The organism is Nocardia bhagyanarayanae (assembly GCF_006716565.1).
Classification (GTDB): Bacteria; Actinomycetota; Actinomycetes; order Mycobacteriales; family Mycobacteriaceae; genus Nocardia; species Nocardia bhagyanarayanae.
In genome coordinates, this window is sequence record NZ_VFPG01000001.1 from 511287 (window position 1) to 526436 (window position 15150).

Annotated in this window: 11 protein-coding genes; 5 read left to right on the forward strand and 6 right to left on the reverse strand. The window is 69.5% G+C overall.

From position 1 onward, the window contains the following. Positions 1-7: 7 nt before the first annotated feature. From nbtC to FB390_RS01820, 3 genes are read right to left on the reverse strand one after another with little or no spacing between them, the layout of a single operon-like run. Positions 8-3106, reverse strand: coding sequence for a nocobactin polyketide synthase NbtC (nbtC, locus tag FB390_RS01810; RefSeq protein ID WP_141807381.1), 3099 nt, complete (start codon positions 3104-3106; stop codon positions 8-10). After that, a complete protein-coding gene (locus FB390_RS01815) occupies positions 3099-4421 on the reverse strand; it encodes a beta-ketoacyl [acyl carrier protein] synthase domain-containing protein (RefSeq protein WP_141807382.1) in 1323 nt (440 codons plus the stop codon). The genes nbtC and FB390_RS01815 overlap by 8 nt, the downstream gene beginning before the upstream one ends. A gap of 27 nt (positions 4422-4448) precedes the next feature. Then, complete coding sequence (locus FB390_RS01820; protein ID WP_141807383.1) at positions 4449-5204, reverse strand: thioesterase II family protein; 756 nt, start codon at positions 5202-5204, stop codon at positions 4449-4451. Between the two features lie 171 nt (positions 5205-5375). On the opposite strand from FB390_RS01820, the gene FB390_RS01825 reads away from it, so the two are divergent. After that, positions 5376-6041 (forward strand): GNAT family N-acetyltransferase, encoded by a 666-nt coding sequence (locus FB390_RS01825; protein ID WP_141807384.1) that lies wholly within the window; start codon positions 5376-5378, stop codon positions 6039-6041. Positions 6042-6044: 3 nt separating this feature from the next. Here the strand turns inward: FB390_RS01825 and FB390_RS01830 are convergent, their stop codons facing one another. Continuing rightward, positions 6045-7331, reverse strand: a complete 1287-nt coding sequence (locus tag FB390_RS01830) for a SidA/IucD/PvdA family monooxygenase (protein ID WP_246123810.1) — start codon at positions 7329-7331, stop codon at positions 6045-6047. Between the two features lie 157 nt (positions 7332-7488). On the opposite strand from FB390_RS01830, the gene FB390_RS01835 reads away from it, so the two are divergent. The 4 genes from FB390_RS01835 (at position 7489) to FB390_RS01850 (ending at position 11386) form a co-directional block, all read left to right on the forward strand. After that, positions 7489-7956, forward strand: a complete 468-nt coding sequence (locus FB390_RS01835; RefSeq protein WP_141807385.1) for an MTB12 C-terminal domain-containing protein — start codon at positions 7489-7491, stop codon at positions 7954-7956. 93 nt (positions 7957-8049) lie between these two features. Then, the gene (locus FB390_RS01840; protein WP_141807386.1) at positions 8050-8757 is read left to right on the forward strand and encodes a siderophore-interacting protein; all 708 of its coding nucleotides are present in this window, start codon (positions 8050-8052) and stop codon (positions 8755-8757) included. Between the two features lie 318 nt (positions 8758-9075). After that, complete coding sequence (locus FB390_RS01845; protein ID WP_141807387.1) at positions 9076-10458, forward strand: alpha/beta hydrolase family protein; 1383 nt, start codon at positions 9076-9078, stop codon at positions 10456-10458. A 220-nt stretch (positions 10459-10678) separates the two neighbouring features. Beyond that, on the forward strand, positions 10679-11386 hold the full coding sequence (locus FB390_RS01850; protein WP_141807388.1) for a siderophore-interacting protein: 708 nt from the start codon (positions 10679-10681) through the stop codon (positions 11384-11386). Between the two features lie 62 nt (positions 11387-11448). Here the strand turns inward: FB390_RS01850 and FB390_RS01855 are convergent, their stop codons facing one another. Both FB390_RS01855 and FB390_RS01860 read right to left on the reverse strand, forming a co-directional pair. Beyond that, positions 11449-13185 carry an ABC transporter ATP-binding protein gene (locus FB390_RS01855; protein WP_141807389.1) on the reverse strand — a complete coding sequence of 579 codons (1737 nt, stop codon included), beginning with the start codon at positions 13183-13185 and terminating at the stop codon, positions 11449-11451. Continuing rightward, entirely contained in the window at positions 13182-15035 is a 1854-nt protein-coding gene (locus tag FB390_RS01860; RefSeq protein WP_141807390.1) for an ABC transporter ATP-binding protein, read from the reverse strand. The genes FB390_RS01855 and FB390_RS01860 overlap by 4 nt, the downstream gene beginning before the upstream one ends. Between the last annotated feature and the right edge of the window lie 115 nt (positions 15036-15150).

Genomic DNA, 15150 nt, shown 5'->3' on the forward strand with positions numbered 1-15150 from the left:
GGACTCCTCAGCCTTTGTTCTCGGACATGAGCGACACGACGTCATCCAGGGACGCGCCGCCGAGGATGGCGGCGACCGGAAGGTCGCGGTTCAGTTCGGCCTTGAGCCGTTTGCGCAGATCGAGCGCCTGCAGCGAGTCCATGCCCAGCGAGACGAGCGGTACCGAGCCGTCGATGGCCTCGCTGCCGTCGGAGAGCATGACGCGGTCCAGCTCCCTGCGGATGCGTTCGGCGAATCCCGCTTCCGGAATCGACGGCGCGGAAACCACTGGGGCCGATGTCCTCTCCGCGCGCTCCGGCTCGGCGGCCGGTGCGGTCGTCGGCGCTGGAGCGGGAGCCAGTTCCGCCAGCGCGTCGAGCGCGGGGGCGAAAACCGCTTCGAGTCCGACGGTTTCGGTGACGCCGCGCAGCTTCGACCAGTCCGCCGCGAGCACCAGGCTGTTGGCGGAGGTGTCGGCCAGCCCGGCCGCCACCGCGTCGGCCGCCGCCATCGGCAGCAGACCCGAGCCCTCGATCCTGGCCTCGACCGCCGCGTCGGCCTCGGCGGGCAGCACCCACAGACCCCACTGCACCGACGTGCACGCGCGGCCCTCGGCGCGCAGGCGATGAGCCATGGCGTCGAGCATGCGGTTGGTGCCCGCGTAGAGCGCCTGGCCCCAGCCGCCGAGGGTGGCGGCGAAGGACGAGCACAGCAGCGTAGTGGCCGTGGGCGTCATCGGCAGGGTCCGCAACACCTCGCCGAACCCGATCACCTTGGCCGCGCCCGCCTGGGCCACGGCCGCGGCGTCGGCGTCCGTCGCGGCCGAGTACACGTAGTCGACAGCCGCGTGCGCGAGCAGGCTCACCGGGCGATCCGCGTACCGGGCGGCCAGCTCGGCGACCGCGGCGGGATCGCTGATATCGCAAGCGAGGACATCGATCTCGGTGTCGCCGAGCGCGCGGACGGCGCGCAGCCGTTCGGTCAGCGCGGCCGTCTCACCGCCGCGGTTCACCAGGGTGATCCGGCGCGCGCCGTCGCGGGCGAACTGCGCGCAGAACTCCAGGCCGACGTGCCCGGTGCCGCCGAGGATCAGCACTTCGGCGAGGTCGGGCGCGGCGGCCGTCGGGGCCGGCTCGGCCACGACGAGTCGCTTGGCGTGCAGCTTGCCGTCGCGCATCGCGAGCTCGGGCTCACCCGCCAGGTGCAGGGCTTCCAGGATCCGGTCGGCGGGCAGCTTCTGCTCCAGCGCCGGATAGTCGGCGGGCAGGTCGATGCGGCGGAAGGCGACGCCGATGCGCTCGAGCGCGACGCAGCGGAAGGCCGCACCGGCCGCCGCGGCGGCGAGCGCGGGAATCTCGTTCTCGGCCACCGCTTCCGCGCCCGCCGTCACCAGCCAGCACTCGGTGACGCGCGGGCCGAGCGCCGCGAGCCAGCCCTGATCGGTGGCGAAGCCGGCGAACTCGGCGACCGCGGCGGCCTCGTCTCGCGCGCTGCTCGGGGGCAGCAGCACCACGACGGTGTCGGCCTGTTCGACGGGCGATCCGTCGAACATCGTCACCGTCGCGCCGTGCCGTTCGGCTCGCTCGCGCAGCGCGGCGGCCAGCTCGGCGCAGCGCCCGTCGCGGTCGACGACCGCGACCGTGCGCGGCGGCGTCAGCGTGCGTCGCGAGAGCCGAGTCCAGTTCTCCGCCAAGCGAACCGGCGCGACCTCGGCGGGTCCGGCCGTCTCCGCGGATCGGTAGGGCGCCCACAGCCGCTTCGGCGACATCTGGGTGTGCGGGAAGTTGGGCAGCGGAAGGCGGACGGCCGAGCCGGCCACCCGCAGGCTCTGCCAGTCGTAGTTCAGGTCGTGCACGGCGAGCGTCGCGAGGTTGCGCGTGAAATCCTCCAGCCCGACCGCGGTGCGCCGCGAGGTGCCGAGCACCTGGAAGTCGCGCGGTCCGGTGGCCGGGTCGTCCGGCACGGTGGCCAGGTTCTCCTGCAATGCCAGCTGCAGCGTGGGGTGTTCGGCCACCTCGATGAAGGTGTCGACCTCGGCGGTGGACGCCACCACGGCGCGATCGAAGCGGACCCGGTTGCGCAGGTTCCAGTACCAGTACTGCCGGTGCGTGATGTCCGGTGTGATCGGTCCGCCGAGAGTGCCGCCGTAACAGGTGATCTCGGTGGGCGAGAACGTCGGCGCGCTCATCTCGTCGCCGAGCACCGACTCCATCTCCTTGCGGATCCTGATCAGGAAGGTGGTGTGCGCCGGATAAGCGACCTTGATCTCCTTGGCGAACTTCCCCTCGGCGTTCGCCATCGCCACCATGTCGGCGACGGTGTCCTGATCGCCGGAGATGGCGAGGATGTGCGGAGCGTTCACGACGGCGAGTTCGGCCCAGCCGGAATGCCTGGCCAGCATCGCCTCGCACTCCTCGCGTTCCATGCCGAGCACGGCCATCGAGTACTGCTCGGGGTACACGATCTCGTCCACGAACCGCGCCCGGTGGGTCACGGCCAGCACCGCGTCGCGCCGAGTCATGATGCCCGACACCCAGCCCGCGGCCAGTTCGCCTTGGCTGTGACCGATCGTCGCGACCGGGCGAACACCGTACGCCTGCCACATGGCGGCCAAGCCGGACATGTGGAACATCAGCGCGGGCTGCACTTCCCAGACGGTGTCCTGGTATTCGCCCTCGTTTCCGAGCAGATAGTGGAACGGCGCGATATGGCCGTAGCGCTGCTCGTGAATCTCGACGCAAGCGTCGACCTCAGCGCGGTACGCCGGGGAGGTCTCGTAGTAGGACCGCCCCATACCCGGCCGCTGACTGCCCTGACCGGGGAAGACGAAGCCGACCCGGCGCGGCGAGGCGAGGCCGACGGTGCTCACCACCGCGGCGTGCGGCGCGTCCGCGGCGACGGCGCGCAGCGCGTCGAGCAGGTCGTCGCGGGTGCGCACCATCGCGAGCGCGCGACGGCGGCGCGCGATCCTGGTACGGAACAGCATGTCCGCCACGGCATCCGGCGTCACGCGTTCGTGCCGCTCCAGGTAGGAGAGCACGGCGGCGGCTTCGGCGCGCAGCCCGTCGGCGGTGTCGGAGGACAGCAGCACCGGAACGGCGCCGTCCGGGAGACGGTAATCAGGCATCGATATCCTCCAGAACCGGCATGGCCAGGATGGCGTGCGCGTTCGTGCCCGCGACGCCGAACGACGAGACCGCGGCGTAGCGGACGCCCTCGTGCGCTTCCCACGGCTCGAGCTTCGTGGCCAGACGCAGCCCGGTCGCGCTCCAATCCACCGCGGTGGCGGGGTCGTCCGCGTGCAGCGTCGGTGCGATGTGACCGTTGGCGCCGCACAGCAGCACCTTGATCAGCCCGAGCATGCCCGCGGCGGCCTGGGCGTGGCCGACATTGGTCTTCACCGAGCCCAGCCGAGGACCGCGCTCGGGGTCGGCGCCGTACGTGTTGCACAGCGCCGTGAGCTCCAGCGGGTCGCCCACCGGCGTTCCGGTGCCGTGCCCCTCGACGAGGCCGACCAGGCTCGGGTCGATGCCCGCCGCGTCGATCGTCTTGCGCACCAGCGCTTCCTGCGCCTGCGCGCTGGGCACCGCGATCGGCGCCCCTTTGCCGTTGTGGTTGACCCTGGTGGCGAGCACCCTGCCGTACACGCGGTGGCCGAGCTCGCGGGCCCGCGACTCACGTTCCAGCACGACGACTCCCGCGCCCTCGCCCCACAGGGTTCCGGTGGCGCTCGCGGAGTAGGCGCGCAAGTGACCGTCCACGGCCAGCGCGTTGTTCTTGGCGAACTCGTAGAACGCGCCGGGCGAACCCATCACGGACACGCCGCCGGCGAGGGCCCAGTCGCATTCGCCGTTCCGGATCGCGGCGGCCGCCTGGTGCACGGCGGTCAGCGACGACGCGCACGCGGTGTCCACGGTGACCGACGGACCGACCAGACCGAGACCGTGCGAGATGCGCCCGGCCACCGCGCCGAGCGCGGTGCCGACGGCGCGATAACCGTTGTACTCGTTGACTTCGCCTGCGCGCGGGCCGTATTCGATGAACGAGGCGCCCATGAAACAGCCGGCCTCGTCTCCCGCCAGTGCGCCGGGGTTGATCCCCGCGTGCTCGAGTGCGCGCCAGGCCACCCGCAGCGCGACCCGCTGCTGGGGATCCATCGCGACCGCCTCGCGCGGCGTGATACCGAAGAAGTGCGGATCGAATTCCGTTGCCCCAGTGAGGAATCCACCGGCATCGGGTACCGAACCCCAGCCTTCTTCGCGGTGCAAGGAGAAAACTTCGCGCAGCGGCCATTCCCGGTCACGGGGAAAAGGACCGATCAATTCTCGCGATTCGGCGAGTGCCGACCAGAAATCGTCCAGATTGTCGACGCCCCCCGGCGCCTCCACCGCCATACCGGCGATGACAATGTGATCTTCTTCCCCCGAAACAGCGCGTGCCATGCCAAACCTAACGTGCGAATTCGCGAACTATCTCGCGGAAAGAACTTCGGACGTCAGCAATTCAGCGATGCCGTCCACATGGTCGTTCAGGTAGAAATGTCCGCCGTCGAAAAGGGTGACGGTGATGTCCTGCTCGCTGTGCGTCGCCCACTCCTGCAGGTGCCGCGCGGTGACGTGCTCGTCGTCGGAGCCGCCCATGACGTGCAGCCTGGCGCGCAGCTCGACCTCGGGCCCGCACACGTAGCGGTCGAAGGCGGCGTAGTCGGCCTTGAGGGCGGGCAGTGTCATCCGCATGATCTCGCGGCTGCCGAGCACATCCGCGCCGGTGCCGTTGAGCGCGGCGAGGTGATCGAGCAGCTCCTCGTCCTCGGTGGGGTGCTGCGGCATGTCGACGACGCGGAACGGCGCGACCGCGCCCGAGGCGCCGAACAGGTTCACCTCGACGCCCGCGGCCTCGGCCTGGCGGACGAATTCGAAACCGACCATCGCGCCCATGCTGTGCCCGAAGACCGTGACCGGCTCGCCGCGGTGGTATTCCGACTCCAGGAACGCGCTCAGCGCGCCCGCCGCCACCTCGGGCAGGGTCGTCGGCATCGGCTCGGCGGCCCGGTCCTGACGGCCCGGGTACTGGAAGACGATGACATCGAAATTCTCGCTGAGCGCCTTCGAGAAGGCGCGGTAGGCGGAGGCGCCGCTGCCCGCGTGCGGGAACATCAGCAACGTCGGGCTCGAGTCCGAGCTCGGCTTGTGGAATTTGCGAATCCAACCAAGGGTTTTCGGCATTACGGCTCCTGCGTCACGGTATCGCTGCGCTAGCCGCTCGACGCCGCCGTCGAACTGGCGACGGGCCGGGCAACGCTAACTCAGCGACGTTAGCATAGGGTAACCTTACCGATATAAGCCTAGGGTAACCTTACGGCGACCAACCGCCGAGCGAACGGGAGCCCTAGCACGATGAACCAGACCGGGACGCCGTACGTCCTCAAGCGCGAATTGACCGATGTCGCAGAGGAGGTCCGCAGCGCACCGGCCCCGGTGGTTCCCGGCTTCGACGAGCCCTTCGAGCTACGGCTCGCCGATCCCGAGGGCGGCGATCCGGACATGCTCGCCGAGTGGATGGCGCTGCCGCACCTGCTGGAGACCTGGGAACAGGACTGGCCCGCGGAGCGCCGCAAGCTCGACTTCCTCGCCCAGCTGGCCGGAACCTATTCGCGGCCGTGCATTCTCAGCTACGACTTCGCCGCGGTCGATCGCCCCGACCTCGGCCGCCGCGACATCGCCTACGTGGAGATCTACCGCGCCGCCAAGGACGAATGCGGCCGTCTCTACGACGCGCACCCGCTCGACATGGGATTCCACGTCGCCACAGCGGATCTGAACCTGATCGGCCGCGGCGTCATGTCGGGATGGATGGACCGGCTGGCCGCCGCGCTCTTCGCCGCCGAGCCGGAGTGCAGGCGCCTGATCTGCGATCCCGACTACCGCAACACCCCGATGCGCAAGGCGCTGTTGAAGAACGGCTGGGTCGAGCTCGGCGAGGTCGACGTGCGGCCGGACCGCCGGATCGCGCTGCACATCCTGCCGCGCACGGCGGCGGACGTGCCCGCGATCCGGCTCTGAACCTCAGCCGAAGGCCCGGTCCCGGTTTCTCGTCACCGCCGACCGGGCCTTCGCCGATTCGGTGCGCAGCACGCGGTCCGAGAGTTCGCCCAAGCAGCTGAGATTCGGGAAACCGGGCCCCTGCGCCAGCGCGGCAAGGTTCGGCAGGTACAGCTTCGCGTCCAGCCCCGAGACCGCGAGGTCGTAGCCGATCGACGCTTCGATCCTGGCCTGGGTCAGCTGACCGCCGACCGCGAGCTCGAGCAGATCGGCGGCGTTGGCGTCGAACATCTCCAGGAACCACAGCGGCTGCCCGCCGGTCGCGTCGATCACCAGATCGAAGTTGTGCACCTGGTCCGGGCGCATCTCGTTGCGCAGCGTCAGCGCGACGCCGTCGCCATGATCGGCGACCCGCACGACGCGGCCCTGCATGTGGTGCACCCGGTTGTCGGCGAGCAGGCTTTCCTGCACCCGGACCGAGAACACGCCGCGATCGGTGCGCCTGATGACATCCCTGCGCTCCTCGGTGCTCAGCGATCCCCACTTGATCGGGTCGCTGAACAGCGAGTTCTCGAAATAGCTTTCGCCGCGGGTGTAGATGGTGGCCATCGGCGAGATCACCGAGATGGACAGCATGCCGTGGCGGACCAGTTCGTCCAGCGCCGATCCGGCCGTCTCGCCGCCGCCGATGACGGCCGCCCGCGAGGAGACCGGCAGCTTGCGCTTGCCCGCGAGGTCCCAGAATTCCGCCACGCTGAGCACCTTGGGGTGCTTGGCCAGCGCCTTCTCGCTGCGGCCCGGACCGGTGATCATCAGTGCGTCGGCGTCGATCTCGGTCGGAATGCCGTCGGCGTCGACCGCGGTGATCAGCCAGCCGTCGGCCGCGGCGGCGATGGTGCGCACGGTGCCGAGGACGAGCTCGAAATCGGTTCGCGCGGCGACCCACTGGAGGTATTTGGCCCAGACGTGGTGTTGCGGACTAGGACGCCCGCGGTCGATCCACTCCGCGTAGGTGCCCTGGTCCACCAGGAAGGAGGTCCAGCTGAACGCCGTCATGGCCTCGTTGATGGCGCGGTTGTGGCCGCGCGCCCAGGTGGAGTGGTACGGGAAGCCCACGTCCTTCTCCGGGCTGGTGCCGAGCCGGTGCCGACCGTCGGTCCAGCCGCCGCTCGGCAGCCAATTGCCGCCCACCGTCTGCGCTTCCACTACGACGACACGCGGCGCGGGCAGCCCCAGTTCGCGCAGTACGTGCGCCTTGGCGGCGACGGCCATCGCCTTCGGACCCGCGCCGATCACCACAAGTGTTTCCACCGGTTCTCCCACTCTCACATCGCGCGTATCCGTGTTCGCGCCCACATCGACGAGCCCCCGCCTTCATGTTTGCATAGGCTTACCTTACAGTGAACCGCAGTGTCGATCCCCACAGCGGGGACAGCACTCCGGCACGAGAACGATGGGAAGTACTTTCATGATCAGCACCCGAAAGAAGCTGGGCGCGGTGGCCTTTGCCGCCGCCACCCTGGTCGGCGCGTTCGGCACCGTCACCACCGCCGCGATCGCCGAGGCCGCGCCGATCACCGCCCCGCTGCGCGCCAACGCGCCGAGCACCGGTGAACTGCGCGCCAAGATGGCGCTGCTGTTCAACGCGGGCGCGCCGCGTGCCGCGCGCGCCGCCGAACTGGAGACCGGCGCGGCGGGCCTGCCCACCTTCGACACCGCCGCCACGCTGATCGCCATCGCCCCGCCGAGCTGGCGCTGGGACATCACCGGCCCGGTGACCGTCAACGGCGACACCCTCTCGGCCGTGCTGTACACCGCCACCGACGGTTACGAGCCGTGGACCTTCGACCTGACCTGGAAGCAGATCGACGGCACCTGGAAGCTGAGCCGCGAATCCGTCTGCACCATCGGCAACTTCGTCGGCCAGGGCTGCTGAGCAGTCCTCGCGGTTCGGCCCCCGCTTCGGCGGGGGCCGCTGTCGTTTACCACGGTCGTGACATTCGACTCAGCTTAGGCTAACCTCACCTTCATGGGCAGAGGTTTCAACGGCGTCATTGTGAAAGCGTGGGGCGGTCAGGACTACCGGCTCACTGTCACCGGGACCGAATACGTCACGGACAAATACATTCGGCTCGGCTTCGACGCGGGCGGCCTGCTCGCCGACCATCCGGTGCACCCCACCCAGTGGATCCGCCTCTGGATTCCCGACCTCGAGAACGAGAAGCTGCACCACCGCGGCTACACGCTGGTGGACCCCGATCCCGAGGGCGACAAGTTCGCCATCGAGTTCGCCGTGCACGACGGGCCCGCGGCGCGTTGGGCCGTCAATGCGGCGGTCGGCGACGGGCTGGACGCGACGGTGCTCGGGTCCAGTTTCGAACTCCCCGAAACGGCTCCGAGCGAATACCTGATGTTCGGCGACACCGCCTCGCTGCCCGCGATCAACTCCCTGCTCGACGCGATCGGCGACGTTCCAGCCCGCGTCTATCTGGAATGGCAGTACGAATCCGACCAGACCCTGCCCGTGCGCAACAAGCCACACCACCAGGTCACCTGGCTACAGCGCATCGACGACGGCCGCCTGCTGCGCGAACAGTCACAGGAGATCGCCTGCCCGGCGGACGCTTTCGCCTGGGTCGCCTGCGACGGCCACACCACCCGCTCGATCGTCAAGACCCTCAAGCAGACCCACAACCTGCCGAAGACCGCGATCAAGTCGCAGGCGTACTGGAAGTAGGCGTTCCTCCGCCTTCGCTCCGGCCATGCGCGGGCTGATGACGGACTCCGTCCGACAGAGCCACCTGTGCGTTCCTCCGCCTTCGCTCCGGCCGAGCGCGGGCTGGGACGGACTCCGTCCGACAGCGCCAACTGTGCGTACTCCGCCTCCGCTCCGGCCACCCACGGGCTGTCGGTGGACTCCGTCCGGAGCGTGAGATTGCGTACTCGCGGTCATTCCTTCGGATGATCATGTCGCGACCTGCTGACGACGCGCGATGACTCGATCGCGCGTCAGGCTCGATCTCGAATCCGTTGCCCGAGCGGAAGCGAGGCAGGTATGTCGCTCATCGACGCGTTGATCCCCATGGCCGCGATCGCGTGCGCGGCGCTCGTGCTGTGCACCAGCCGGATCGGGCGCGCGCCCGCGTTCGCCATGCTGGGCCTGCTGGCGCTCGGGGCGGCGGTGCAGTGGTTGCTCGAAGGGTTCTATTGGCAGTTCGTTCCGACCTACCTGCTGCTGGGCGCGACCGCGTGGTTCGTCGCGGCGCGGCCGAGCGGACGGGGTGGCAGGATCGCCGCACGCGCTGGGATCGGATTGCTCGTCGTCGCAGCGGCATTCGCGTGGCTGCCGGTACCGGTGCCGACGCTGCCCGCGCCGAGCGGGCCGTATGCCGTTGGCACCGAGACGTTTCGCTGGGTCGATCCGGACCGGCCGGAAACCGCGACCGACGACCTGGCCGATCGCCGCAACGTCATCGCGCAGGCCTGGTATCCGGCGGCCGAGCCGACCGGGAACGGCTCGCGTTATCTCGACGGGCTCGGCAGGCTGCCGAGCCGAGTCGCCCAGATTCCCAGCTTCCTCATGCGCGGCTACGACCGCATCGATACGCACGGCGATGACCGCGCGTCACTCGGGCGGGACCGCGATCGCTGGCCGGTGGTGCTGTTCTCGCCGGGATACGGTGCGCCGCGCGCGTTCTACACCGGACTGATCGCCGAGCTCGCCAGCCGTGGGTTCGTGGTGCTCGCCGTCGATCACCCCTACGAGGCGGACGTGACCGAGCTCGCCGACGGACGGATCGCGACGCCGGTGCGGAACTTTCCGGCCGACGAGGCCGAGGGCGAGCAGTACATGGTCGAGCAGCAGGCGGTGCGGGCGGCCGACCTGCGGTTCGTCATCGATCAACTCGACCGGCCGGGCGCGCTCGGCCCCAGGCTCTCCGGTCACCTCGACACCGGACACATCGCCGCCATCGGGCATTCGTTCGGCGGCGCCGCCGCAGCCGCCGCGGCCGCCGACGACGAACGCATCCGCGCCGCCGCCAACATCGACGGCACCCTGTACGGCGACCTGCCGGAACGCCCGCTGCGCCAACCGTTCCTGCTGGTGCAGAGCGCGTACGCCGAGACGGGTCACTCCGCGAAGTTCCTGGATCGCAATGCCGCGCTGCTCGACGGGCTGCGTTCGGGCGGCTTCCGTTTCGAGATCGGCGACGCCAATCACTACAGCTTCACCGATGTTCCGCTGTTCCTCTCCGGGCCGGGGCGGTTCGCTGCGGCGCAGATGATCGGCGGATCGCGCGGGCCGGCGGCGACACAGCGGGTGACCGTCGACATCATGGTCGCGTTTCTGAGCGGACCGCTCGGTGGATCGGGCGCGGATGTTGTGGCGGCGGCCGGGAAGCACCGCGATATTCGCGGCGGGCCTGTTGGGCGCTGATCGCCGTCGCTGTTCTCGTGGGGTCCGGCGCGTCGCGGGTTCCGCACCGAACGGGTCGCCGACCTGGCCGGCTGCGATCGGCGGATGGTGCGGGTCGGTGGCGACGGAGCCGACGACGGTGCATATCGCGGCGACGCCCTGAGCGTGAGTTCGGGCGGGATGCGCCGATTCGGCACCCAGCGGGCGACAACCGAGTTTCGTTAGGCTAACCTCATATCCCATGGGAAGAGGGGCGAATGGCGTCATCCTGAAGGTGTGGCGCGCCGATGACTACCGACTGCGCGTGACGTCGACCGAGGCGATCACCGACCGATACCAGCGGATCGGGTTCACCGCGGGCGGGTTGCTCGCCGACCACCCGGTGCACCCGACGCAGTTCATCCGGCTGTGGATCCCGGACGCGGAGACCGACAAGCTGCACCACCGCGGCTACACGATCGTCGACCAGGATCCCGAGGGCGACCACTTCTACATCGAGTTCGCCGTGCACAGCGGCCCCGCCAGCGCGTGGGCGCAGCGAGCGAAGGTCGGCGACGAGATCGAGGCGTCGGTGCTGGGGTCGAAGTTCGAGCTGCCGGAGACGCCGCCGAGCGAATACCTCCTCTTCGGCGACACCGCCTCGCTGCCCGCGATCAACTCCCTGCTCGACGCGATCGGCGACGCGCCCGCCCGGGTGTGGCTGGAATGGCAGTACGAATCCGATCAGACCCTGCCGGTCCGCAACAAGCCGCACCACCAGATCACCTGGCTACAGCGCATCGACGACGGCCGCCTGCTGCGCGAACAAGCGCAAGAGATTTCCTGCGCAGCGGACGCTTTCGCCTGGGTCGCCTGCGACGGCCACACCACCCGCTCGATCGTCAAGACCCTCAAGCAGACCCACAACCTGCCGAAGTCCCAGCTGAAGTACCAGGCCTACTGGAAGTAAGGGCGTATCCGATCGGGCCGCCGCGGAACATCCCGCGGCGGCCCGTTCTCGTTGTCGCCGGGTCAGACCGCGGCCGGTTCCAACCGCCACCCCGACGCGCGACTGCGCTCGTTCCAGAAGTCCGCGTAGCGACCGCCCTGCGCGAGCAGTTCGGCGTGCGTGCCGCGTTCGACGATGCGACCACCGTCGACGAACAGGATCTGGTCCGCGTGGGCGATGGTGGCCAAGCGGTGCGCCACAACGATCACCGTCTTGCCCCTGGTGAGCTGGTGCATGCCGCGCACAACCACCGCCTCGCTGTGCGGGTCCAGCGCACTGGTCGCCTCGTCGAGCAGCACGATCGGGGCGTCCTTCAGCAGGGCGCGGGCGATCGAGACGCGTTGCCGCTCACCGCCGGACAGCGCGGCGCCGCCCTCGCCGACCACGGTGTCGTACCCGTCGGGCAGGCGCTGGGCGATCTCGTCCACCCGCGCGGCCTCGGCGGCGCGCAGCACCTCGGCGTCGGTGGCGTCGGGGCGGCCGATCCGGATGTTGTCCGACACCGACCGGTCGAACAGGTAGACGTTCTGGGAGACCAGCGACAGCTGGTTCAGCAGCGTCTCCGAAGGCTGTTCCCGCACATCGTGTTCGCCGACGGCCACCCGCCCGGCGTCCACGTCGTAGAACCGCGCGGCCAGGCGCAGCAGCGTCGTCTTGCCCGCGCCGCTCGGGCCGACGATCGCGGTCGTCGTCCCGGCCGGAACGCTGAAGGTGATGTCGGAGAGCACCGGCTCACCGGGCCGATAGCCGAAGCTCACATTGTCGAAGATCACGGTCGGCACGCCCGGCGTCACCGGCGAATTCGCCTCGGGCAGTGTCTTTTCCGCGAGCAGCCCGGTGACGCGGTCGACGGCGGCGGCCGCCGATCGCAGACCGTTGCCCAGTTGCGCGGCCTGATTGAGCGGTTCGATGAACCGCGAGCTCACGGCGATCAGCGCGATCGCCACGGCCGTCGAGACGGCGCCGTCGGTCACCCTCGCGATCACCACGTACACCAGGACCAGGAACACCGCCTGCACGAACAGCGCGAAGACGATCAGGCTCGGCACCGACGTGAAGACCATCCTGGTGTTCGCCGAACGCTGCTGCCGCAGTGCGCCGTCCAGCGCCTTGTTTCCCGCGCCGACCGCGCCGAACGCGCGAAGCACCGGCTGGGCCTGCGCGAATTCGACTACGCGCGAATCGGCTTCGGCAGCGGCGGCGTGCAGCCCCTGATCGGCCCGCTGGTACGCGCGGTGGGCCAGACCGTTGACGAGGAAGAGCACCGGGGCCGCGAGCAGCATGGCAAGCGCGATCCGCCAGTCGATGAAGAGCATGCCGACCGCCACGCCGAGCGGGACCACGATACCGGTGACGACCTTGGCGAGCAGATAGGCGACCGCGCCCTGGATCTCGCGCACGTTCTCCACCGCGATCCGCGAGAGAGGCCCGGCGCTACGGGTTTCGAACCAGCCGAGCGGCAACGCGTTCAGATGGTCGCCGAGCCGGGTTTGCAGACCGCGCTGCATGCCGATCGCGATGCGCAATCCCAGCGCGACCTGGAGGTAGCCGAACACCGCGACGGCGACGACTGCGGCGAACATCAGCAGCGCCCAGAACCAGGCGCGCCCGAGATCATCGTCGAACAACGCCTCGAGCACCGGAACCAACAGCAGATACGCGACCGCTTGGCTGATCGCCTGGCCGACGATGGCGGCGAGCAATCGCGGTGTCAGCGGGGCGAATTCGGCGGGCACCAGGCCGAGCAGTTTGCGAATCATCGGGCTGCCTCACTTTCCACGAGCGAGACCGCGCCGAGGGCCGCCTCGTTGATCTCCCAGAGCCGCTGGTAGGCGCCGCCCGCCGTGTGCAGGCTGCGGTGGTCGCCCTGCTCGACCAGGGTTCCGTTCTCCAGCACCAGAATCCGGTCCACACCGGTGATGGTGTGCAGCCGGTGCGCGATGACCAGCACGGTGCGTCCGGCCACCAGTGCGGCCAGCGCGTCCTGCACCGCCGCCTCGGACTCCGGGTCGGCGAAGGCCGTCGCCTCGTCGAGTACCAGAACGGGCGTGTCGGCGAGCAACGCGCGTGCCACCGAAAGACGTTGCGCCTCACCACCGGACAGCGTCGCGTCGACGCCGATCTCGGAGTCGTAACCGCGTGGCAGCGCGAGGATGCGGTCGTGGATCTGCGCGGCGCGGGCGGCCCGCTCCAGCGCGGCGTCGTCCGCGTCCGGGGCGGCCAGCCGCAGGTTCTCGCGGATGCTGCCGCGGATCAGCCGGACGTCCTGGAAGACGAAACCGACTGTGCGGTAGAGCTCGTCGCTCGGGTAGTCGCGAATATCGCGACCACCGATGGTGATGCGCCCCGAACCGACGTCGTAGAAGCGGGGCAGCAGCTTGGCCAGCGTCGACTTGCCCGAGCCGCTCGGTCCGACCAGCGCTGTGATGGTGCCGGGCCGCAGCTCCAGGTCGATGTCGCGCAGCACATCGTGACCCTCGCGGTAACCGAACCCGACGGACTCGAAGCGGACCAGACCCGGTTCGGCCTGCTCGCTCGTCGCATCGGATTCCCCTGCGCCAGAGGCGAGTTCGGGGCTTTGCCGCAGGTCGTACAGGCGCTCGGCCGCCGCACCCGCGGCGCGCAACGCCTGTCCACCGTAGCCCAGACCGAGCAACGCGCTGCCGAGGCCGAGACCGACGAGCAGGAACGGCAGCACGTCGAGCGGGGCGAGCCAGCCCCGGCCGACGCCGGCCAAACCGGCGACCACGATCACCAACATGACGCAGACCGGCGAGATCACGATGTCGGCGACCGCTTGGAGCCGGATCATCGGCGTCTTCCAGCGGCCGAAACTGTCGGCTTGGCCGTCCACCGCGTCCTGGAACTCGCGGTGCGCCTTGCCCGCCTGGCCGAATGCCCGCACCACCTGGATGCCGTCGACGAACTCGATGGTCGCCTGCTGGACCCGGCGTTCCCAGCGGGTGTAGACCGCGAGGCGGTCCATGTTCTCGCGATCCATCATCTTGCGGAATGCCAAGGCGTAGGCGATGAGCGGCAGCAGCAGGACCAGTGTCAGCCGCCAGTCCACGGTGAACAGGTAGCCGAGCGAGACCAGCGGCACCAGCAGGGCGCCGACGAACTCCAGCCGGGCGTGTGCGACCAGGTAGTGCAGCGCCTCGACGTCGTCTTGGAGGTACGTCTTCACCTCGCCGGAGCCGTGCTCGCCGAACCAGCCGAGCGGCACCCTGGTGAGCTTGGCCGCGAGCGCGCGGCGCACGGTGAGCTGGTAGCCGCCGTCCACCAAGTGCGTATAGGTCAAGGCCGCCGCCTGCAACAGCGCGCGCACCAGCAGCACCAGCATCGCCAGGCCGAACAGCCGCCACACGCGATCGGTGTCCACCGGATCGTCGAGCAGTTCGCGACATGCCTCGACGATCAGCACGAACGGCACCACGGTGCAGACCGAGGCGATCGCCATCACGACGCTGGCGAGTGTCAGCGCCCCTTGCACGGGCGCGAGAATCTCCTTGCGCGCCTTGGCCTGCTGTTGCTTGCGCTGTTTCGCCACCGCCCGTGGCGGCCGGTTCCCCGTCTCCGCCGCCGTGGGCGGCGCGACCTCCACCGTCATATGTCCTCGCCTTTCGACATCCCTGGCGCATCTCGCCGGAAACCGCCCCATCATCACACAGGAAGATAGGTAAGGCTAACTTTCCCGACCCTCGGGCGGCCGAACGCCAAGCGAA